Origin of the sequence: Polaribacter sp. Z014, assembly GCF_023555435.1 — a bacterium.
Taxonomy (GTDB): Bacteria; Bacteroidota; Bacteroidia; order Flavobacteriales; family Flavobacteriaceae; genus Polaribacter.
The window spans coordinates 146,083-167,458 of sequence record NZ_JALCZP010000002.1; the positions used below are offsets into that span (position 1 = coordinate 146,083).

General features: G+C 30.8%; 13 protein-coding genes. 12 read left to right on the forward strand and 1 reads right to left on the reverse strand.

The window, feature by feature from the left end:
* Position 1: 1 nt before the first annotated feature.
* The 4 genes from MPF19_RS04040 to MPF19_RS04055 all read left to right on the forward strand — a co-directional run bounded on the left by MPF19_RS04040 (position 2) and on the right by MPF19_RS04055 (position 7,443).
* Positions 2–1,588 (forward strand): sulfatase-like hydrolase/transferase, encoded by a 1,587-nt coding sequence (locus MPF19_RS04040; protein WP_249986890.1) that lies wholly within the window; start codon positions 2–4, stop codon positions 1,586–1,588.
* 218 nt (positions 1,589–1,806) lie between these two features.
* Positions 1,807–3,525, forward strand: coding sequence for a sulfatase-like hydrolase/transferase (locus MPF19_RS04045; RefSeq protein WP_249986891.1), 1,719 nt, complete (start codon positions 1,807–1,809; stop codon positions 3,523–3,525).
* Between the two features lie 279 nt (positions 3,526–3,804).
* Positions 3,805–5,487, forward strand: a complete 1,683-nt coding sequence (locus MPF19_RS04050) for a sulfatase family protein (protein ID WP_249986892.1) — start codon at positions 3,805–3,807, stop codon at positions 5,485–5,487.
* Positions 5,488–5,919: 432 nt separating this feature from the next.
* A complete protein-coding gene (locus tag MPF19_RS04055) occupies positions 5,920–7,443 on the forward strand; it encodes an alpha-L-fucosidase (RefSeq protein ID WP_249986893.1) in 1,524 nt (507 codons plus the stop codon).
* Between the two features lie 125 nt (positions 7,444–7,568).
* On the opposite strand, the gene MPF19_RS04060 is transcribed toward MPF19_RS04055, so the two are convergent.
* Positions 7,569–8,591, reverse strand: coding sequence for a LacI family DNA-binding transcriptional regulator (locus MPF19_RS04060; RefSeq protein ID WP_249986894.1), 1,023 nt, complete (start codon positions 8,589–8,591; stop codon positions 7,569–7,571).
* Between the two features lie 141 nt (positions 8,592–8,732).
* Here MPF19_RS04060 and MPF19_RS04065 point away from each other — a divergent pair, with 141 nt between their 5' ends.
* From MPF19_RS04065 to MPF19_RS04100, 8 genes are all read left to right on the forward strand, one after another.
* Positions 8,733–9,752, forward strand: coding sequence for a zinc-binding alcohol dehydrogenase family protein (locus MPF19_RS04065; RefSeq protein ID WP_249986895.1), 1,020 nt, complete (start codon positions 8,733–8,735; stop codon positions 9,750–9,752).
* A complete protein-coding gene (locus MPF19_RS04070; RefSeq protein WP_203393060.1) occupies positions 9,753–11,405 on the forward strand; it encodes a UxaA family hydrolase in 1,653 nt (550 codons plus the stop codon).
* A gap of 136 nt (positions 11,406–11,541) precedes the next feature.
* Positions 11,542–12,978, forward strand: coding sequence for a tagaturonate reductase (locus tag MPF19_RS04075; RefSeq protein ID WP_249986896.1), 1,437 nt, complete (start codon positions 11,542–11,544; stop codon positions 12,976–12,978).
* An 11-nt stretch (positions 12,979–12,989) separates the two neighbouring features.
* The gene (locus tag MPF19_RS04080; RefSeq protein WP_249986897.1) at positions 12,990–13,820 is read left to right on the forward strand and encodes an amidohydrolase family protein; all 831 of its coding nucleotides are present in this window, start codon (positions 12,990–12,992) and stop codon (positions 13,818–13,820) included.
* A 6-nt stretch (positions 13,821–13,826) separates the two neighbouring features.
* Positions 13,827–14,618 (forward strand): SDR family oxidoreductase, encoded by a 792-nt coding sequence (locus MPF19_RS04085; protein ID WP_249986898.1) that lies wholly within the window; start codon positions 13,827–13,829, stop codon positions 14,616–14,618.
* Between the two features lie 101 nt (positions 14,619–14,719).
* Entirely contained in the window at positions 14,720–16,042 is a 1,323-nt protein-coding gene (gene fucP, locus MPF19_RS04090; protein ID WP_249986899.1) for an L-fucose:H+ symporter permease, read from the forward strand.
* Between the two features lie 10 nt (positions 16,043–16,052).
* Positions 16,053–16,394: an L-rhamnose mutarotase gene (locus tag MPF19_RS04095; RefSeq protein ID WP_203393055.1), complete on the forward strand. Its 342-nt coding sequence runs from the start codon at positions 16,053–16,055 to the stop codon at positions 16,392–16,394.
* Between the two features lie 662 nt (positions 16,395–17,056).
* Positions 17,057–21,334 carry a two-component regulator propeller domain-containing protein gene (locus MPF19_RS04100; protein WP_249986900.1) on the forward strand — a complete coding sequence of 1,426 codons (4,278 nt, stop codon included), beginning with the start codon at positions 17,057–17,059 and terminating at the stop codon, positions 21,332–21,334.
* Positions 21,335–21,376: the final 42 nt, after the last annotated feature.

Sequence of the window (21,376 nt, forward strand, 5' to 3'; positions counted from 1 at the left end):
AATGAAAAATATTGTAACAAGTTTGTTTTTTACGGCTACTTTATTAGCAGCTGCACAACAGAAACAAAAGCCAAACATTATTGTTATTTTGGCTGACGATATTAGTGCAAGAGAAATGCCTATTTACAAATCAGATACATGGAGTCCACCGACTGGAGGAGACACGCAAGATGTAAAATACAGAGCAAACACACCTGTTTTAGATAGAATTGCAGAAGAAGGTTTATACATAAAAACTGCTTGGGCCGCTGTCGTTTGTTCTCCAAGTAGAGCAATGATGATGACAGGTCGTTATGCACATTTGCACAAATGGTGGGGGAATAAAACCACAGGAAAATATAGTGATGAAAACGGAAAAGTAGGAACTTATCCTTTTTACGAAAGTTCTCCCTTAAATATTGGTGTAATTGCCAAAAAAGGAGGTTATACTTCTATTTGGGCAGGGAAAACGCAAATGCGTAATCCTAATTTAGACAAATATGGATTTGATGAAGGGGTATTTACTCCAGGAGAATCTAGTATGGAAGGAGAAAATCCTTACACAGATTTTAAAATTGAATTGAAAAAAATAGATGGAAAGAAAAAGATAATCAATAATGATACAGGAGAAGAATCTACAACCTATGCACAATCTGGTTGGTATTGGAAACCTCACGTAATGTTAATGAACTATCCAACATCTAAAAAAGAATTTGAATGGTGGCCAAACACTAAAGAATCTAAAAAAGAATACGGTTTAAACACGTATGGTCCAGATGTAGAATTAGAGTTTATTTTTGATTTTATGGAACGTAAAACCAAAGAAAAGAAGCCGTTTTTTGTGTACCATACCACGCATTTAGGTCACGATGGATTTGATTTTTATCACCCAAAAACAAAAACTAAATGGCCTGGAACTCCAAAAATTGAATGGAAAAACGGTAAATATGTAAGAACTCAGCCAAATGTAACCGGAGATAAAGGTGTTTACAATACACATAATACGGTAACAGAACCGGGAATTCACAATCATATCAATTACTTAGATTATCAAATGTCTTTGTATTTACAGAAGTTAAAAGACTTGAAAATTGATAAAAATACCATTGTTATTTTTTGTGCCGATAACGGAACAAGTGGTTATGGTAAAAATAGTGCCGAGTCTCAAAAAGGAACACATGTTCCATTTATAGTTTATGCTCCGGGTTTAAATTTAACCAAAAAAGGAGAACAAGATGTGTTGGTTAACTTAGCAGATGTGTTGCCTACAATTGCTGAAATTGGAGGTGTTACGATTCCTGAAGATTATGAAATTAACGGAGTTAGTTTGCTACCTTTTTTAACAACGAATAAAAAAGAACATAGAGAATGGATTTATGGTTACAAAGACGGACAACAAATTATTAGAAGTAAAAACGTGTTAAAGGACGGATTTGATAAATGGTATGATGTAAGTAGTACACCATCAGATTTAATTTCCTATCCTGTGATTAAAGATTGGAGTGCTGTTTCTAAGGATTTAAAGAATGAAAAAGCAGCGTTAGAAAAAGTATTACCACAATTCAACACATTTAAAACTGCTAGACACGGACCGTTAACAGAGAAGTAAAAGCTACAAGTTGAAAAACAGGAAGCACAAAAAATAGCACAGATAAAAGCGTTAAAAGCAAAAAATAAAGCGAAGAACAAAGGCAAAAAAAATAAAGGAAAAAAGAAACATAAAAACGAATAAATATATAAAATCATCAAAAAGAATCTGTAATTAATATTGCAGATTTTTTTAAGTTTAAACCCCTCGGAAACGTTTCCGAAGATAAAATTAAAATCATGAAGAAAATAACCTTATTATTTTTTCTAGCTACTTTATCAGTATTAGCTCAGAAAACGAAGAAGCCTAATATTATATTAGTATTAGCAGATGATATTAGCGCACGAGAGTTTCCTATTTATAAGTCTGACACGTGGAGTTCTGTAAAGGGAAATAAAGATTCTCAAGACCCTAAAATAAGAGCAAAAACGCCAGTTTTAGATAAATTAGCAAAAGAAGGAATGTACGTAAAAACAGCTTGGGCTTCTGTGGTTTGTTCTCCGAGTAGAGCCATGTTAATGACGGGTAGATATCCGCATTTACACAAATGGTGGGGAAATAGTACAATAGGCCAATATACAGATGAAGATGGAAACTTAGGAGCCTATCCTTTATTTGCAAGTTCTCCGTTAACTATTGGTATAATTGCTAAAAAAGGAGGGTATGCTACCATGTGGTCTGGTAAAACTCAAATGAGAAACAAAAATTTACAAAATTTTGGTTTTGATGAAGGGGTGTTTACTCCAGGCGAAGCGGCAATTACAGAAATTGGAGAAAATCCATATTCAAACTTTAGGCTAGAACAGAAGAAAGAAAATGGTAAAAAGGAATTGATAAATCTAGATACAGGAAAACCATTAGACTTTTCATATTATCCATCTTCTAGTTGGTACTGGAAACCAGGTGTAATGTTAATGAATCACCCTTCTTCTAAACAACAATTTGAATGGTGGCCAAATACCAAAGAATCTAAAAAAGAATACGGAGTAAATACTTATGGACCAGATGTTGAGTTAGATTTTATTTTCGACTTTATGGAAAGGAAAGTAAAAGAGGATAAACCCTTTTTTGTGTATCACACTACGCATTTAGGTCATGCTTCTATGAATTATTTAAATCCAAAGCAACATGAATATAAATGGATAGAAACTCCAAAAATCACCTATAAAGACGGAAAATACACAAGAGAAGAGCCTAATATTACAGGAGAAAAAGGAGTCTACGATACGCATAATTCGTTATCAGCAAGTGGAATTCATTCACATGTAAACTATTTAGATTATCAAATGTCTTTGTATTTAGAAAAGTTAAAAGAGTTAAATATTGATGACAATACTTTAATAATCTTTTGTGCAGATAATGGCTCTAGTAAATACGGTAAAAACAGTCCAGATTCTCAAAAAGGAACACACGTTCCATTTATGGTGTACGGTCCTGGATTTGATTTTACCAAAAAAGGAGAACAAGATGTTTTAATGAATTTATCGGATATATTACCAACAATTGCAGAAATAGCCGGTGTTAAAATTCCGGAAGATTATGAAATTAATGGAGTAAGTATGATGCCTTTTTTAACAACAGAAAAGAAAACGCATAGAGACTGGGTGTATGGTTACAAAGACAATATGCAATTAATAAGAGGAACAAATGTTTTAAAAGATGGTATGGATAAATGGTATGATGTAAGAGAATATCCATCAGATTTAATCAGTTTTCCTGAAATTAATGACTGGGAAAAAGCTGACAAAGAATTAGTGAAAGAACGCGATTATTTAAATGAAATTTTACCAAGATTTAACAAGTTTGATGAAGCACAAAATGGACCACTTTCTGAAGCTCATAAAAAGAAAATAGCTAAGGATATAGCTAGAAAAGCAGCTCAAAAATTAGCTAAGAAAGCAGCAAAATCTGGAAAGAATAAAAATAAAAAATCTTCTAAAAAAAATAAGAAAGATTAACAGCATAATATCATTTTAGAACCATCTATTTAAATATCATTTTTAAAATTCAATCTTTATTGGAGTTTGAAAATGATATTTTTTTATATAACGAATCTTAAACAGCGTAATGTTTATGCACTAGGTAGTAAATATTAGAACATTTGTTTTACAGATTAAATCATATGTTTGGTTGTATTCGTTTTAAAAACGATTACTTTGTTAATGCTTTTAATAGCGGTTTTAAGTTTCGTGAATAAAAGTTAAAAAAGAATTTGAAATAAATAAATAAATCATAATATGTCCTTTAATAAAATAACCTATGCCGTTTTGGTTTTAAGTTTTTTTTCATGTAAAAATGTAAAAAGTCAACAACCGGAAGCGGAAAAACAAAGACCGAATATTATTTATATCATGGCAGATGATCATACATCGCAAGCTTTTGGTATTTATAATAGTCGCTTATCAAAATTAAACCCTACACCAACTTTAGATAAAATAGCGAATGAAGGTATTATTTTCGACAACTGTTTTGTAAACAATTCTATTTGTACACCTAGTAGAGCAGCCATTTTATCTGGACAACACAGTCAAGCAAATGGAGTTTTAGACTTGGAGGGAGCATTGCCTAAAGACCATCAATATTTACCAATAGAGATGAAAAAGTTAGGGTACCAAACAGCAATGATTGGTAAATATCATTTAAAAGATGAACCAAATTTTGATTATTACAATGTGTTTACAAAACACGGTCAACAAGGTTCTTATTTCGATCCATATTTAACCGAAACAGGAATGCATTTTGCTGAAGAAAAGGATCCTGCGTATGAAGGTAAACAATATAAAGGTTACAGTTCTGATATTGTTACAAATATTAGTTTAGACTGGTTAAAAAACAAAAGAGATAAAACCAAACCATTTATTTTGTTTCATCAATACAAAGCACCTCATGATGATTTTGAATATGCACCTAGGTATAAAGATTATTTAGCAGATACTTTTATTCCTGAACCAGCAAGTCTGTATGATAATGGTAATAATGGTTCTATTGCTACAAGAGGTAAAAACGATTCTTTAATTCATGTAATTGGTTCTTCTGTTTCTAAAAGAAATACAATTAGAAATATGGGGATGAGAATTTGGAGTAAACAATATACTAAACATAACAACCCAGATTTTGATATTCATCAAGCTGATAAGCTAACAGGAGATGCTTATACAAGTGCTACGTATCAAGAATACATAAAAAGATATTTAAGATGTGTAAAAGGAGTGGATGATAATGTTGCTCGTTTAATAGAATACTTAAAAGAAGAAGGTTTGTATGATAATACAATTATAGTGTATACTGGAGACCAGGGTTTTATGTTGGGGGAACATGATTATATTGATAAAAGATGGATGTATGAAGAGTCTTTTAGAATGCCGTTTTTTGTTAGATATCCAGAGAAAATAAAAGCAGGTATGAGAACAGATGCAATTATCAACAACACAGATTTTGCACCTACTTTAATTGAAATGGCAGGCGGTACTCCACCAGAAAAAATGCAAGGTCATAGTTTTAAACATATTTTAGAAACAGGGCAAGAACCAGAAGGTTGGCAACAATCTACGTACTACAGATATTGGATGCACATGGCACATGCACATGCAAATCCTGCTCATTTTGGTATTAGAACAAAACAATACAAATTAATATTTTTCTATGGAAGATATTGGGTAGATACAGACAAGCCAGGAGCCGTATGGAATAAAAAAAGTTGGGGAAATCGTTTTACGATGCATACGCCAGCTGCTTGGGAATTTTATGATTTAACAAAAGATCCTAAAGAGATGAATAATACGTATTCAGATCCTGCTAACAAAGAAATTATTGCCAATTTAAAAGAGCAATTAATTGCAAAACGTAAAGAGTTGAATGAAGAAGATGGAGAGAAATTTCCACACATTCAAAAAGTGATTGATGCACATTGGAATGATTAAAATCATTAAAAATAATAGATAAGCATAGTGACAAATCATTAATGATTATTAGTGTTTTATGGAGGACAGTCGCTTTGGTTTCTTAAAGTTTTATTTTTTATACTCTGGCGTAAAAGAGTATGATTAGCATTTTAAGAATGTTGTTAATTATAAGGATGTTCCTAAAATAAAAAGGAATAACTTATAAGAAATAGAAGCCTTAAGGAAAAAATAACTTAGAATAAATATTTATGATATTAAAACAAGTCTAATAGTTGTATAACTATTAGGCTTGTTTTATGTTAAGAAGTAAGATTTATTTTAACATAACCAAAAAAAATAAACATTTAACTATTTGTTATACAAATTAAAACATTTGGTCAAAGGAATTAATTAAAAATACACCTAATTTGTATTAGAATTAAAAATTATTTATAACCAACAAAAAGTCAGATGAAAAAAAGAGTATCAACTTTAATTTTACTATCTATTTTGGCTCTTGTTTCTTGTAAGAAAGAAGAGAAAAAAGTAGTTGAAAAAAAACAAGAAAGCGTAAAAGTTTTCGAGCCAAATTGGGAATCCATAAAAAAACATTATAAAGACCCAGCGTGGTTTAATAATAAAAAGTTTGGTATTTTTATTCATTGGGGAGCTTATTCTGTTCCTGCTTTTGGTTCTGAATGGTATCCTAGAAATATGTATATGGATTCAGCTCAGTTTACAGCGCAGTTAAAACATCAGAAAGATGGCCCTACAAAAGAGTTTTTACATCATCAAAAGAACTTTGGAGATCAGAAAAAATTTGGATATAAAGACTTTATTCCAATGTTTAAAGCCGAAAAATTTAATGCTGAAGAATGGATAGATTTATTTAAAAAAGCGGGTGCTAAATATGTGGTTCCTGTGGCAGACCATCATGATGGTTTTGCTATGTATAAATCGAATACCACTCGTTGGAATTCTGTTAATATGGGGCCTAAAAGAGATGTTTTAGGAGAATTGATGAAAGCAGGTCGTGCTAAAGGAATGATTATGGGAGCTTCTTCTCATTATGCTTTTAACTGGTCTTTCTATAATAAAAAAGATAAATTTGATACTACAGATCCTGCGTATGCAGATTTATACTCTCCAAAAGGAAAAAATTTAAGAGAACCGGTTTCTGCAGAATTTAAAGAAATGTGGTGGAAAAGAACGAAAGATTTAATAGATAATTATCAACCAGATATTCTTTGGTTCGATTTTATGTTAGATACTCCAGATTTTAGAGAATACCGTCCAAAATTAGCGGCATACTACTATAATAAAGGAATAGAATGGGGTAAAGAAGTAGTTTTACAAGATAAAAACTTTTACGAAGAAGCTTTTCCTGCTGGTACTGTAATTTACGATTTAGAAAGAGGTAAATTACCAGGAATAAGAAAATTGCCTTGGCAAACAGATACTTCTATTGGTACAAATTCTTGGTCTTATGTAACGAATTGGAAGTCAAAAACAACAAATTCTTTGATAGATGATTTAATTGATATAGTTTCTAAAAATGGAAATTTACTTCTAAATGTTGGTCCAAAATCAGATGGAACAATTCCGGATGACCAAAAAGATATTTTATTAGAAATGGGTGCTTGGTTAGATATGAATGGTGACGCTATATACGATACCAAATATTGGAGAACTTTTGGAGAAGGACCTACAGAAGTTAAAAAAGGACATCATTCAGAAGGGAAAAACAAGGCTTTTACTGGTCAAGATATTCGTTTTACTCAAAAGGATGGAAAGGTCTATGCAATTTTAATGGCTTGGCCAAAGAATGGAAAAGTACTTATAAAATCTATTACGAATGGTGATAAAGTGAAATCTGTAAAAATGTTAGGTACAGATGCTAAGATAAAATGGTCGCAAAATAACAATGGTTTAGAGGCAGTAATGCCTAAGAAAAAACCTTGTGACTATGCATTTGTTTTAGAACTTAGTTTATAAAGATAATTAGTAAATTTGATTTGATTTGTTTTGTAAGAGTACACCTTTTTAAGGTGTACTCTTTTTTTATTCTAAATTATTGAGAGAAAATAAGTTGTTCTTGTAAATTAGTAATGTCTGTAGTTTTATTTTTTTGAAGTTTCTCTAATAATCAAGTCAATATCCAATACCGTTTTAGATGGTTCTGTTGTTTTATTAGGATTTTTTAATTTGTCTAATAAAATTTCAGCTGCAAGTTGTCCAATTGTATTACTGTGCTGTTCTATACTAGAAATTGTTGGCGTAACTAAAGATGTAAACAATTCATTACTAAAGCCAACTAAGGCAATATCTTGTGGAATAGCGATGTTATTTTCTTTTAATACTTGTAATGCTCCTAGAGCAGCAAAATCACCTGCCGCATATACTGCGTCTGGTTTTTTATCTAATTTTAGAAATTGAGTCATAGCTTGTCGTCCATCTTCAATTTTTAAAGTACTTTCAATTATTAAATTATTTTCTATGGGTAGATTGTATTTTTTTAAGGCGTCTAAATACCCCTCTAATCGTTGGTTATAAATCCGCGTGTGTTTATATCCACCTATATGTGCAATACGGCGGCAACCTTGTTTATAAAGGTGATCAATCACTTTAAAACTACTTTGATAATCATCAATACCAATATAATCGGCTTCTAATTTTTCATCACTTCTATCAAACATCACTAAAGGGATTCCTGTAGAAATTATTTTGTTATAATAGGTCAAATCTACAGTATCACTAGCCATAGAAGCTATTATGCCGCAAACTTGCGTATCGATTAAAGCATCAATATTTCGGCATTCTTTTTCAAAAGATTCGTTAGATTGAGTCATTATTATATTGTACCCTTCTTTATTTAAAACATCTTCTAGTTTTTCTACAACAGAAGAGAAGAAGTTACTTTTAGCTCTTGGAATAATTACTCCAATTAAATTACTCCGGCCTTTTCGTAAGGCACTAGCTAATAAATTAGGTTGGTAGTTTAGTTCCCTCGCTTTTTCTTTTACCGCTTTTTTAGTGGCGTCGCTAATTCTAGGATGATTATTTAGCGCTTTGGAAACCCCGGATGGCGTTAAATTTAATGCCTCAGCTATATCTTTTAATGTTATTTTCTTTTTTTTATCCAAAAAAAATGTATAAGTTTGTTCAATCGATTGAACAAATATAGTTTTAATTAAAAAATATATCGATATGAAAGGAAAGAAAGTTATAAAACTTTTTTTTTAACGAACTGTTCAATCGATTGAACAATAAAATTATTGATAGATATGAAATACATCGTTTGTGAAAAGCCAGGAGAATTCCTTTTAAAAGAAAAAGAAGCTCCAATAAGAAAAGAAGGAGAAGCATTATTACAGATTAACAAAGTAGGAATTTGTGGTACGGATTTACATGCATATGCAGGTAACCAAGCATTTTTTACATATCCAAGAATTTTAGGACACGAATTGGCGTCTGTGGTTTTAGAAATAGGTGAAAATGAAAGCGGAATTAAAGCTGGAGACAAAGTAGTTGTAATGCCTTATATAAGTTGTGGAACTTGTATTGCCTGTAGAAATGGTAAAACAAATTGTTGTACCAATATTTCTGTATTAGGTGTTCATGGAGATGGAGGAATGCAAGAGCAAATTACGGTTCCTGCCAATATTTTAATAAAAGCTAATCACCTTTCAGATAATGAAATGGCTATTGTAGAACCTTTGGCAATTGGTGCACATGCAGTTAGAAGAGCAGCCATTCAAAAAGGAGAAATTGTTGCCGTAGTAGGAGCAGGACCAATTGGAATTGGAATTATGAAATTAGCTCAAATAGCAGGTGCAAAAGTAATTGCTATAGACATGAATGAAGAACGTTTGCAATATGCTAAAGAAAAAATTGGTGTAGATTATATTGTAAAAGCAGGAGAAAATGCTGTTGAAGAAATTTCTAAAATTACAAACGGAGATTTATGTACTGCAGTTTTTGATGCTTCAGGAAATAAATACGCTATAGAAGCATGTCCGGATTATATGTCTCACGGTGGACGTTTTGTTTTGGTAGGATTGTCTAAAGGAGAATTAACGTATACGCATCCAAAGATACATGCAAAAGAAATGACTTTAATGTGCAGTAGAAATGCAACTACAGAAGATTTTGAACATGTTATTAATGTGTTAGATCAATTTCCTACGGATTCATTTATTACGCATTCTGTTCCTTTTACAGAAATGATTCAGAATTTTGATAGTTGGTTAGATCCAAAAACAGGAGTTATAAAAGCAACAGTAAGTTTTAATTCAGAAAAATAAATGTCTAAGAATTACGTACAAATAGATCCTAAGGATAATATTATAGTTGCCATAACTCCTTTAGAAAAAGGAATGGTAACAGATGTTGCTGGAAAAAAAGTTGTTTTAAAAGAAAACATCAAACAGAAACATAAATATGCATTAAACGATTTTAATGTTGACGATGAAATTTATATGTATGGTGTGTTAATTGGTAAAGCAATGAAACCTATTTTAGAAGGCTGCGCCATTACCATAGAGAATGTAAAGCATGCATCAGCAGAATATAATGATGCAAAAGAAAAATTTACTTGGACTGCTCCAGATGCATCAAACTTTAAGGACAGAACTTTTAACGGATTTCATAGAGAAGACGGAAAAGTAGGAACAGCTAATTATTGGTTGGTAATTCCTTTAACTTTTTGTGAAAACAGAAATGTTGATGTACTAGAAGGTGCGCTTACTGAGAAATTAGGGTATGAAACCAAGAAGGATTTTGCTGTAGATACAGATGCTTTAATCAAACAATATAAAGCAGGAGCTTCTAATGACGAAATTTTTAATACACCTATCATTACTACAAAAGAAGAATTGTCTAAAAATAGATTGTTTCCGAATGTAGATGGAATTAAGTTTTTAAAACACGATGGTGGTTGTGGCGGAATTCGTCAAGATTCTGAAACTTTATGTAAATTATTAGCCGGTTATATTACCAACCCTAATGTTGCAGGTGCTACTATTTTTAGTTTGGGTTGCCAAAATGCACAAATTAGCATGTTACAAGATGCTATTGATGCAATTGCACCAAACAATACAAAACCTGTTCATTATCTAGAACAACAACAAAGTGCTAGTGAAAGACATTTAATAGAAGAAGCGGTTAAACATACTTTTTTAGGTTTGGTTGATGCGAATAAATTAGTCCGTAAACCAGCTCCATTAAGCAAACTTGTTTTAGGTTTAGAATGTGGTGGTTCAGACGGATTTTCAGGCATCTCTGCAAATCCTGCTTTAGGATATGCTTCTGATTTATTGGTTGCATTGGGCGGAAGTCCTGTGTTATCAGAATTTCCAGAATTGAATGGAGTTGAGCAAGAAATGATTACAAGATGTAATACGGAAAAGGATTCTAAAAAATTCTATGATTTAATGAGAGCGTATTCAGCATCTGCTGTCGCTGTTGGATCTGGTTTTGAAAATAATCCATCACCAGGAAACATTAAAGATGGTTTAATTACCGATGCAATGAAATCTGCAGGAGCCGCTAAAAAAGGAGGGACCTCGCCAGTTGTAGAAGTATTAGATTATACAGAACAAGTTACAAAACCTGGTTTAAACTTATTATGTACACCAGGAAACGACGTAGAATCTACTACTGGTTTAGTTGGTTCTGGTTGTAATGTGGTTGTTTTTACCACAGGATTGGGAACTCCAACCGGAAACCCAGTTGCACCGGTTTTAAAAATGTCTAGTAATACCAATTTATACGAACGTATGAATGATATTATTGATATTAACGCAGGAACTGTAATTACCGGAGAAGACTCTATTGAGTCTATGGGTGAAAAAATTCTAGATCATATTATTAGAGTTGCAAGTGGAATTACACCATCGAAAGCAGTTTTACACGGAAATAACGATTTTATTCCTTGGAAAAGAGGCGTTTCATTATAAAATGGCTTTTTGCTATTGGCCTTTAGCCATTGGCAAAAAACATAAAAAAACAAAAATTTAGACCAACAAGGTTATATACTGAAATAAATTCAGCACAAGAACCTTGTTGGTTACTTAGCAAAATCACAATTACCAAATGAATAATTTAAGCAGAAGTACCGTAAAAGCAAATACTTATACAGAACGAATAATACAATTTGGAGAAGGTAATTTTTTAAGAGCCTTTGCAAACTGGATGATTCATGAAATGAATAAACAAGCTAATTTTGATGCTGGTGTTGTTGCGATTCAGCCAATTAATCAAGGTTTAATTAAAATGTTAAACGATCAAGATGGATTGTACACGTTATATTTAAACGGAATTAAAAACGGAAAAGCAATTAGTGAACATCAAATTATCGATTGTATTCAAAGAGGAATCAATCCGTATGAAAATCCTGCAGATTATTTAGCAGTTGCAGAAAATCCTGATTTAAGATTCATGATTTCAAATACCACAGAAGCTGGTATTGCGTATAATGCAGATGATAAATTAGACGATGCTCCACAAAGTAGTTTTCCAGGGAAATTAACAGCCTTATTATACAAGAGATTCCAAACTTTTGGAGGTGCATCAGACAAAGGATTGATTTTAATTCCTTGTGAATTGATTAATGACAATGGAGTAAATCTTAAAAAAATAATTTTACAATATGCAGATGATTGGGCTTTAGGCGCTGAGTTTGTTGAGTGGATAAATGAAGATAATATTTTCTGTAATACGTTAGTTGATAGAATTGTACCAGGATATCCTAGAGATAAAATGGATGCAATTACTGCAGAATTAGGGTACAAAGATAATTTGGTTGTAGAAGGAGAGCAATTCCACTTGTGGGTAATTGAAGCACCAGCAGCTGTAAAAGAAGAAATTCCTGCAGAAATATGTGGATTAAATGTTGTTTTTACAGATAACCAAGAACCATACAGAACACGTAAAGTAAGAATCTTAAACGGTGCACATACCAGTTTAGTGCCTGTTGGATATTTATACGGAATAGATAAAGTACGCGAATCTTTAGAAGATAAAGTGGTTGGTAAATTTTTAAAGGATGCTATTTTTGAAGAAATTTGTCCGACGTTAGATTTATCAAAAGAAGAATTAGATCAATTTTCTAACGATGTTTTAGACCGTTTTAGAAACCCTTATTTAGAGCATGCTTTAATGAGTATTTCTTTAAACTCAACTTCTAAATATAAGACAAGAGTATTGCCTTCAGTTTTAGAATACATCAAAAGAAAAAATAAAAATCCAGAACATTTATTATTCTCTTTAGCGGCATTAATTGCTTTTTATAAAGGAGAAAGAGGATCTGAAACGTACGAAGTAAAAGATGATCAATCTGCTTTAGATTTCTTTGCAACACAATGGGCAACAGGAAATCCTGCAGCTATTGTAAAAGCAACTTTAGCAAATACAGATTTCTGGGGAACAGATTTAACTCAGTTTGACGGTTTAGAAGCGATTGTAACAAAGAATTTAGAAAGCATTATTACTAACGGAATGAAAGCAACTTTAGATGCTTTTGTAAAATAGTTTTAAGCAGTATGACAATAGATTCACATCAACATTTTTGGAAATATGAAGCTGAAAAACACAGTTGGATAGACGATGAAATGTCTGTTATCCGAAGAGATTTTTTACCTTCAGATTTATCTAAAGTATACAAAGAAAACGGGATTGATGGTTGTGTTGCTGTTCAAGCAGATCAAACATTAGAAGAAACCGATTTTTTAATCGACTTGGCAGCAGAAAACAGCTTTATAAAAGGGATTGTTGGTTGGGTAGATTTACGTGCAGAAAATATAGAAGAAGTTCTAGAAAAATACAGTAAAAATACTATTGTAAAAGGTTTTAGACATGTTGTTCAAGGAGAAGCGGATCATAATTTTTTATTAAGACCTAATTTTTTAAGAGGAATTGCAGCCTTAGAAAAATACAATTTTACGTACGATATTTTGGTGTTTCCACATCAATTAGGAGCTGTTTTAGAATTTGTACAACGTTTTCCAAATCAGAAATTTGTGATAGATCATATTGCAAAACCATATATAAAAGATGGTTTTTTTGATGGATGGGCTTCACAAATGAAAGAGATTGCAACGTATAAAAATGTGCTGTGCAAAGTATCAGGAATGATTACCGAGGCAGATTACAACACATGGACAGAGGCACAATTAAACCCTTATTTAGAGGTGGTATTTAATGCTTTCGGAACTGAAAGAATCATGTTTGGTTCAGATTGGCCAGTTTGTTTGGTGGCAGGTAATTATACAGAAGTAAAAAATATAGTAACAAATTATATAAGCAAATTTTCTGAAGCTGAACAAAAAGCTATTATGGGAGAAAATGCTATTGATTTTTACAACATAAAATAACACAAAATGGATTTAGGATTAAAAGGAAAAGTTGTTGTTATCACGGGAGCAGCAGGAATTAAAGGAAGTATTGGAGAAACAATTTTACAACATTTAGCTGCAGAAGGAGCAATACCAGCCATTATAGATAGAAATGATAGAGGTTTTGGATATGCAGAAGAATTACAAGCAAAAGGAATTGATGCTATTTTTTGTAAAACGGATGTAACAAACCCAGATCAGATAGAAAGCGCTATTAAAACAATTACAGAAAAATATGGTAAAATTGATGCTGTAATTAATAATGTTGGTGTTAATGATGGTGTTGGTTTAGACGCTTCTTACGAAGATTTTATGTGGTCTTTAAAATTGAACATGGTGAGTTACTTTTTAGTAGTAAAACATGCTTTGCCATTTTTAAAAGCATCCAAAGGAAATATTTTAAACATTGGTTCTAAAGTAGGATTAACAGGTCAGGGAGGAACTTCTGGTTATGCTGCTTCTAAAGGAGGAGTTTTAGGTTTAACAAGAGAATGGGCTGTAGATTTAATCAAGTATAGAATTCGTTCTAATGCAATTATTATAGCAGAAAGTTGGACGCCTGCTTATGAGGCTTGGATTAAAACTTTAGAAAACGGAGAAGAAAAACTAAAATCTATTGTAAAGAAAATTCCATTAGAAAATAGAATGACAACTCCCGCAGAAATTGCAGATCAATGTTTGTTTACAATCTCAGAAAAATCATCACATACAACAGGTCAGTTTATAGCTGTTGATGGAGGTTATGTAAACTTAGATCGATCTTTATTATCAGAATAGAACATTTGTTATACAATATAAGACAATATGGACCTAGAGTTTGTATTGTCTTTTTTAATTTGCACCTATAAATTAACAACTAAACACTTTATTACATTATTATGGATAACAAAAATATACCTGTAGTAGCCAAGTCGGTTATAGTACCATTTATTTTGATTACTTCGCTTTTCGCTTTATGGGGATTTGCAAATGATATAACAAACCCAATGGTTAGAGCTTTTCAAAAAGTATTAGAGCTTTCTAATGTTGAAGCTTCTTATGTGCAACTTGCTTTTTATGGTGGATATGGTTGTATGGCTATTCCTGCTGCTTTATTTGTCAATAGATTTTCATATAAAAAAGGTATTTTGGTAGGTTTAGCACTATACTCTATAGGTGCTCTATTATTTTTTCCTGCTGCGCAATATGAAAGTTATGCATTCTTTTTAGCTTCATATTATATTTTAACTTTTGGATTGGCTTTTTTAGAAACTACTTCAAACCCATATATTTTATCAATGGGAGCAGAGGAAACAGCTACAAGACGTTTAAATTTTGCTCAAATGTTTAATCCAATGGGATCTATTGGAGGATTACTTATTGCTCAGAATTTTGTTTTAAATGCATTAAAATCTGATGATACTACTGCAGACGGTACTCCTATTTTTGATACATTATCAGAATCTGCTAAAACAGTTATTAAAACTTCTGATTTAGAAGTAATACGTAACCCTTATGTAATTTTAGGATTTGTTGTTTTGGCTTTTTTTATTATGATTTCTATATTAAAGATGCCAGAAAACAAAGACCAAGAAGTTACTGTTAACTTTTTTGATTCTGTTAAAAGATTATGGAAACAACCTAAATTTTCTTTTGGTGTAATTGCTCAAATTTTTTATGTTGGAGCACAAATTATGTGTTGGACTTATGTATACCAATATGCAGAAACTTTAGGAATAGACAGTAAATCTGCCGTTTGGTTTGGATTAGCTGGTTATATAGTCTTTTTATTAGGAAGAATGATTGGTACTGCATTAATGAAAGATATTGATTCTGGTAAATTATTAATGTATTTTGCTATTGGAGCTTCGGTTACTACTGTTGGTGCAATTATCTTACCAGGAACATCCGGTATTTATTCTCTAATTGCAACTTCTGTATTTATGTCTATCATGTTCCCTACTATTTATGGGATTGCTTTAGAAGGCCAAGGTCAAGATACTAAATTTGGAGCGGCCTTTTTAGTAATGGCAATTGTAGGTGGGGCTTTATTAACACCTCTTCAAGGAAGATTACTAGATTTAGGTGGTTCTGGATATGAAGATGTTTCCTACTTAGGACTAACTGAAATGCGTTTTTCATTTTTAATAACACTTGTTTGTTTTGTTGTTATTGGCGTTTATGGAAGATTGGTATATTCAAAGTATAATAAACAAGCTTAATTAAAAAAAAATGAGTGTAAAAAGATATTGTTATTCTTGCGATTTAAAAGACGATTCTAAATTAATTGCTGAATATAAGGCATATCATGCAGCAGGAAATGCATGGCCAGAAATTACAAAAAGTATTAAAGATGCTGGTATTGTAGATATGCAAATCTATTTAACAGGTAACAGAATGTTTATGATCATGGAAGTTGATGAAACTTTTGATCCTGTTAAAAAGGCAGAAATGGATGCTAATAATCCTAAAGTACAAGAATGGGAAAACTTAATGTGGGATTATCAACAAGAGTTACCATGGGCAAAAGATGGCGAAAAATGGATTGAACTTGAAAAGGTCTTTCAATTATAATAAATAATATATTTATTGTCAATAAAAGCGGTTGTTTAGAATTGACTTAATTATTCAGTAGTAGACATTAGGCTGTAGAAATATTATTTAATATGGTTTATATATTTAAGAATTTATTGATAATTCTATCTCTTACATGTTTCAGGTACCTTTATAACGCTTAAATGGAATTATTAACTTTAAATAATTCCATTTATGTATAGAACCTAATTCTTAAGTTTTGCTATCCATTTTACCTATTGTTCACTAATTTAAAAAATAGTTAATTAATCTGTTTCAAAAAATGATTCTTCGCTAAACTCCTGTCTGTAGTTTATTGAAGAATTATTTCTTGAAATTTCCTTTGTTCTAATTTATTTCTAATATTTTAGCAGTCATTGATTACCTTATATTCTTGAAGGCGAAAGATTGGTTGCTTCCATAAGGAAGTGAATGGTATTATAGTTTTTTACTTTATTAAATTTACATCTTTTCACATCCCTACAATATCTATAGTTAACCAATATAATGAACAAATTGGTAAAAAAGCAGTGGAATTATTTTTTTAATAGAATCCGTAATTCTACGAAAGAAACCTCCTTAAATAGAACGATCTTTAATGCCGAATGAATAATTAGAGATTCATCAAATAAAAATAAAGTTTAATTTTTAAGTTTGTAAATATGCGTAACTATTTATTGAATTATTTTCCCAAATTATTTTTAAATTTTCTTTTAATAGGAATCACTTTTGTAACCAGTTGTGGTGCTCAAAACTCTATAGGGTTTGATCATTTAACAACAGAAAATGGTTTGTCTCAAAGCGATGTGAATTGTATTTATCAAGATAAAGATGGATTTATGTGGTTTGGTACTCATGATGGATTAAATAGATATGATGGCTATAATTTTACTGTATATAGACCTAATCCTGCAAATCCAAAAAGTATAAGTAGTAATTTAATTTGGGATATTGTAGGTGATGAAAAACATAATTTATGGATTGGAACAACAGGAGGAGGATTAAATTTTTTTGATAAAACTACCGAAAAATTTACTCATTTTAAACATAATGAAAAAGATGAAAAAAGTATTAGTAGTAATCATATTACCACATTATATAAAGATAAAAAGAATCGTTTATGGGTGGGGACTATTGCGGGAATTAACTTAGTAGATTTAAATAAACCTATTGATTCTTTAAAATTTGAACATTTTAATTTATATCAAAATGGAATTATTAACGCCAAAGGAGAGAATAACACCTTTACTTTTTTTGAAGATAGTAGAGGCCAGTTTTGGGTTGGTGGTTTAAAAGGGTTATCAGTACTTTCTCGTGATCAAAATGGTGATATTTACTTTCAATTAGTAAATAGTCAATTAAATTTGCCAAATTCACCTGTCAGAAGTATTGCAGAAGATAGTTATGGAAATTTAATAATTGGTTCTAGTAATGGGTTGTATAGATTAATTTCTAAAAATGGAAACAATAAAGTAGAATTAATAGATAAGAAGGAAGTTTTAGTTTTAGCTATAAATAAAGCTCATATTTGGGCAGGAACAAACGATGGGTTATTAGATTTTAGCAATGTATCTAATGATTTAATTCCAACATTAATTAGTACCTATAAATATGATCCCGAAAATCCTAGTAAAAGTTTAAGTAAAAATAAAATAAAATCATTATTTATTGATCATACCGGGATTGTATGGGTTGGTGTAAATGGAGGTGGTATTAATAAATTAGATCCACAAAGAAAACAGTTTTTACATATTAAAAAAACATTAAACCCTGCTAGTTTAGGTAATAATAATTTACGATCTATGTATGAAGATAGTAATGGTTTTTTGTGGATGGGTTCTGCTGGCGGAGGGCTGAATATGTTACCAAAAAAAGATATAGATAATCGCTTTAATAAATTTAAACATTTACCAGAGATTAATAATCCTTTTGTAATTAAAGAAGTAGTATATAAAAACTCAAAAAAACTTTTTGTTGGAGGCGAAAATACCCCTAGTTTGTTTTCTATAGACATTTCAAACCCAAAGAATATAACCAGTGCTCAAATAAAACCATTTAAAGGAATTACGGAAAGTGTGTTTTCTATTTTACAAGATTCATATAAAAATATTTGGATTGGTACCTATAATGGAGGAGTTTATCGATGGCTGCCAGATGAGGATACAAATGATTATAAAAAAGATATATTGTCTGAAAATAAAAACGTAGCGTCAAGTATTTCAAATAATATTATACGCTATATTTTTCAAGACTCTAAAGGGAATATTTGGTTTGCTACAGGTAATGGACTCTGTAGATTATCTCCGGATCAAATAAATGTAAAAAATCCAAAATTTGAAATTTTTAAAAACTCCTTATCGGATACAACAACAATTAGTCATAATTATATTTTAACCATTTTTGAAAGTAAATCTGGTGATATTTGGATTGGAACTTTTGGAGGAGGATTAAATAAAGTTGTTTTTTCAAAAGACCTAAAATCCATAAGGTTTAAATCATATGATGTTAAGGATGGATTGCCAAATAATGTTATTAAAAGCATACTTGAAGATGATAATGGTAATTTATGGCTGTCTACAAATAAAGGCCTTTCAAGGTTTACCCCCTCAGAAGAAGTCTTTAAGAATTATGATGTTTATGATGGTTTACAGAATAATGAATTTAGTGAGTTAACCAGTTTAAAAAGAAGTAATGGGCAATTACTATTTGGGGGGGTAAATGGTTTTACAGCTTTTTTTCCGAATGATATAAAGAAAAATAGTTATAATGCAGAAACTGTATTTACAAATTTTTCAATTTTTAACAAACCTATCCAAATAGGCGAAAAAATTAATGGGAGAGTAATCCTAAATAAATCTATAAACGCTATTGATAAAATAGAATTAAAGTATAGTGAAAATAGTTTTTCTTTTGAATTTGCAGCTTTACACTATGCGGCCTCAAGAAAAAATGAATATGCCTATAAATTAGAAGGTTTTAATAATGATTGGCTATATACTTCATCTAATAATAGAAATGCAACCTATACTAATTTAGAGCCAGGTTCTTATAATTTAAAAGTGAAAGCCTCAAATAATGATGGTGTTTGGGATGAATCACCATTAGAATTAAAAATAAATGTAATTCCCCCTTTTTGGAGAACAGATTTCGTAAAAGGAATTTATGTTTTATTAATTATTTTAATACTAATTGCTTTTAGAAGGTTTACGGTTATTAGTACTACTAAAAAACATGATTTAGAACTAGAGCATTTAGAAAAAGAGAAATATGAAGAAATTCACCGTTTAAAATTAGAATTTTTTACTAATATTTCTCATGAATTTAGAACTCCATTAACTCTTATTAAAGGACCGTTAGAATATCTACAAAAAAAAGGAGTTAATCTTTCTAGAAAAGAAGTAGGTGAACAATACCAACTAATGACTAAAAATACCAATTATTTATTAAGGTTGGTAAATCAGTTATTAGATTTTAGAAAAATGGATAAAGGTAAAATGAAACTGGTTTTAGGTGAAAGAGATATTGTAGAATTCTTAAAAGTAATTGGTGAACCATTTCAGTTTCTTAGTCTTAAGAAAAGTATTAATTTTAAATTGAAAGATTCAAATGAGTCAATTATTACTTGGTTTGATGCTGATGCATTAGAAAAAATTATAAATAATTTATTATCAAATGCTTTTAAATTTACTCCTGAAAACGGGGAGGTTTGTTTAAATGTATTTGATGGAAAACATTTTGAGTGTCCTGAAGGAATTGAAGGGAAATCAAATCAGTCGGAGTATATTATAATCAAAGTTAAAGATTCAGGTCCTGGTATTCCAGAACATAGAATTAAGCATATTTTTGAAAGGTTTTATACAGAAGTAGGGAATAGTAAGCTGAAAATGAAAAGTACAGGAATTGGGCTTTCTTTTACTAAAAACCTTGTTGAGTTGCATCAGGGAAGTATTGATGTGATAAGCAGCTCTTCTTTAGGAACTTCATTTTATGTATGGTTGCCAAAAAATAAAGAGTTTTTTAAAAATATTGAAGAGGTTAGTTTTTTGAATACTTCTGAATCGGATTCATACGTAAGCCAATTAGAAGCGAGTACGCATGCTATTGAAGTTATGGATGATATGGTTGACCAAGGATTTTCAAAATCGCGCTCAAAATTACCCGTATTGTTAGTGGTAGATGATAATACTGATATTAGGTCGTTTATAAAAAAGGGATTAGGGGAAAGTTATTATATATACGAAGCTAAAAATGGAGAAGTAGGACTAGAATTAGCGCTAAAAATTATTCCTAATATTATAATTACAGATTTAATGATGCCTGTTATGGATGGAATAGAGTTTTGTGATAAATTAAAAACATCTCAAGAAACAAGTCATATTCCTGTAATAATGTTAACCGCAAAAATATCTCAAGAATGGGAAGTTGAAGGACTGAAGATTGGTGCCGATTCTTATATGAGAAAACCTTTTGACATGAAGCTTTTAGAACTTAAGTTAAAAAATATTTTAAAACAAAGAGCACAGTTAAGAAAACGATTTAATAGAGAAATAACCTTACAACCAAAAGAAATTACTGTTACATCTGCCGATGAAACATTTTTAAATAAAGCTTTTGAAATTGTTGAAAAACACATGATGAACTCTGATTTTAGTGTAGAATTATTAGTGCAAGAAATGTCTTTAAGTAGAACTAATTTATATTTAAAAATTAAAGAATTGACAGGTTTAACTTCAAGTGAATTTATTAGAAACATTCGTTTAAAACGGGCTGTTCAATTATTAGAAAAAAGTGACTTGTCAGTAAAAGAAGTTATGTACATGACAGGTTTTAATACTGCATCTTATTTCTCTAAATGTTTTAAAAAACAGTTTGGGGTAATTCCAAGTAAATACATAAGACAAGGGGGGGCAGAAAATGAAGATGTAATAAAAAGAGTGTAACAGAACAAACCATTAACGTGTAAAGGGTAGAATGTTTGTATT

Coding starts and splice junctions, on each gene's coding strand:
- MPF19_RS04040 (WP_249986890.1), top strand. CDS start 2: ATGAAAAATATTGTAACAAGTTTGTTTTTTACGGCTACTTTATTAGCA.
- MPF19_RS04045 (WP_249986891.1), top strand. CDS start 1,807: ATGAAGAAAATAACCTTATTATTTTTTCTAGCTACTTTATCAGTATTA.
- MPF19_RS04050 (WP_249986892.1), top strand. CDS start 3,805: ATGTCCTTTAATAAAATAACCTATGCCGTTTTGGTTTTAAGTTTTTTT.
- MPF19_RS04055 (WP_249986893.1), top strand. CDS start 5,920: ATGAAAAAAAGAGTATCAACTTTAATTTTACTATCTATTTTGGCTCTT.
- MPF19_RS04065 (WP_249986895.1), top strand. CDS start 8,733: ATGAAATACATCGTTTGTGAAAAGCCAGGAGAATTCCTTTTAAAAGAA.
- MPF19_RS04070 (WP_203393060.1), top strand. CDS start 9,753: ATGTCTAAGAATTACGTACAAATAGATCCTAAGGATAATATTATAGTT.
- MPF19_RS04075 (WP_249986896.1), top strand. CDS start 11,542: ATGAATAATTTAAGCAGAAGTACCGTAAAAGCAAATACTTATACAGAA.
- MPF19_RS04080 (WP_249986897.1), top strand. CDS start 12,990: ATGACAATAGATTCACATCAACATTTTTGGAAATATGAAGCTGAAAAA.
- MPF19_RS04085 (WP_249986898.1), top strand. CDS start 13,827: ATGGATTTAGGATTAAAAGGAAAAGTTGTTGTTATCACGGGAGCAGCA.
- fucP (WP_249986899.1), top strand. CDS start 14,720: ATGGATAACAAAAATATACCTGTAGTAGCCAAGTCGGTTATAGTACCA.
- MPF19_RS04095 (WP_203393055.1), top strand. CDS start 16,053: ATGAGTGTAAAAAGATATTGTTATTCTTGCGATTTAAAAGACGATTCT.
- MPF19_RS04100 (WP_249986900.1), top strand. CDS start 17,057: ATGCGTAACTATTTATTGAATTATTTTCCCAAATTATTTTTAAATTTT.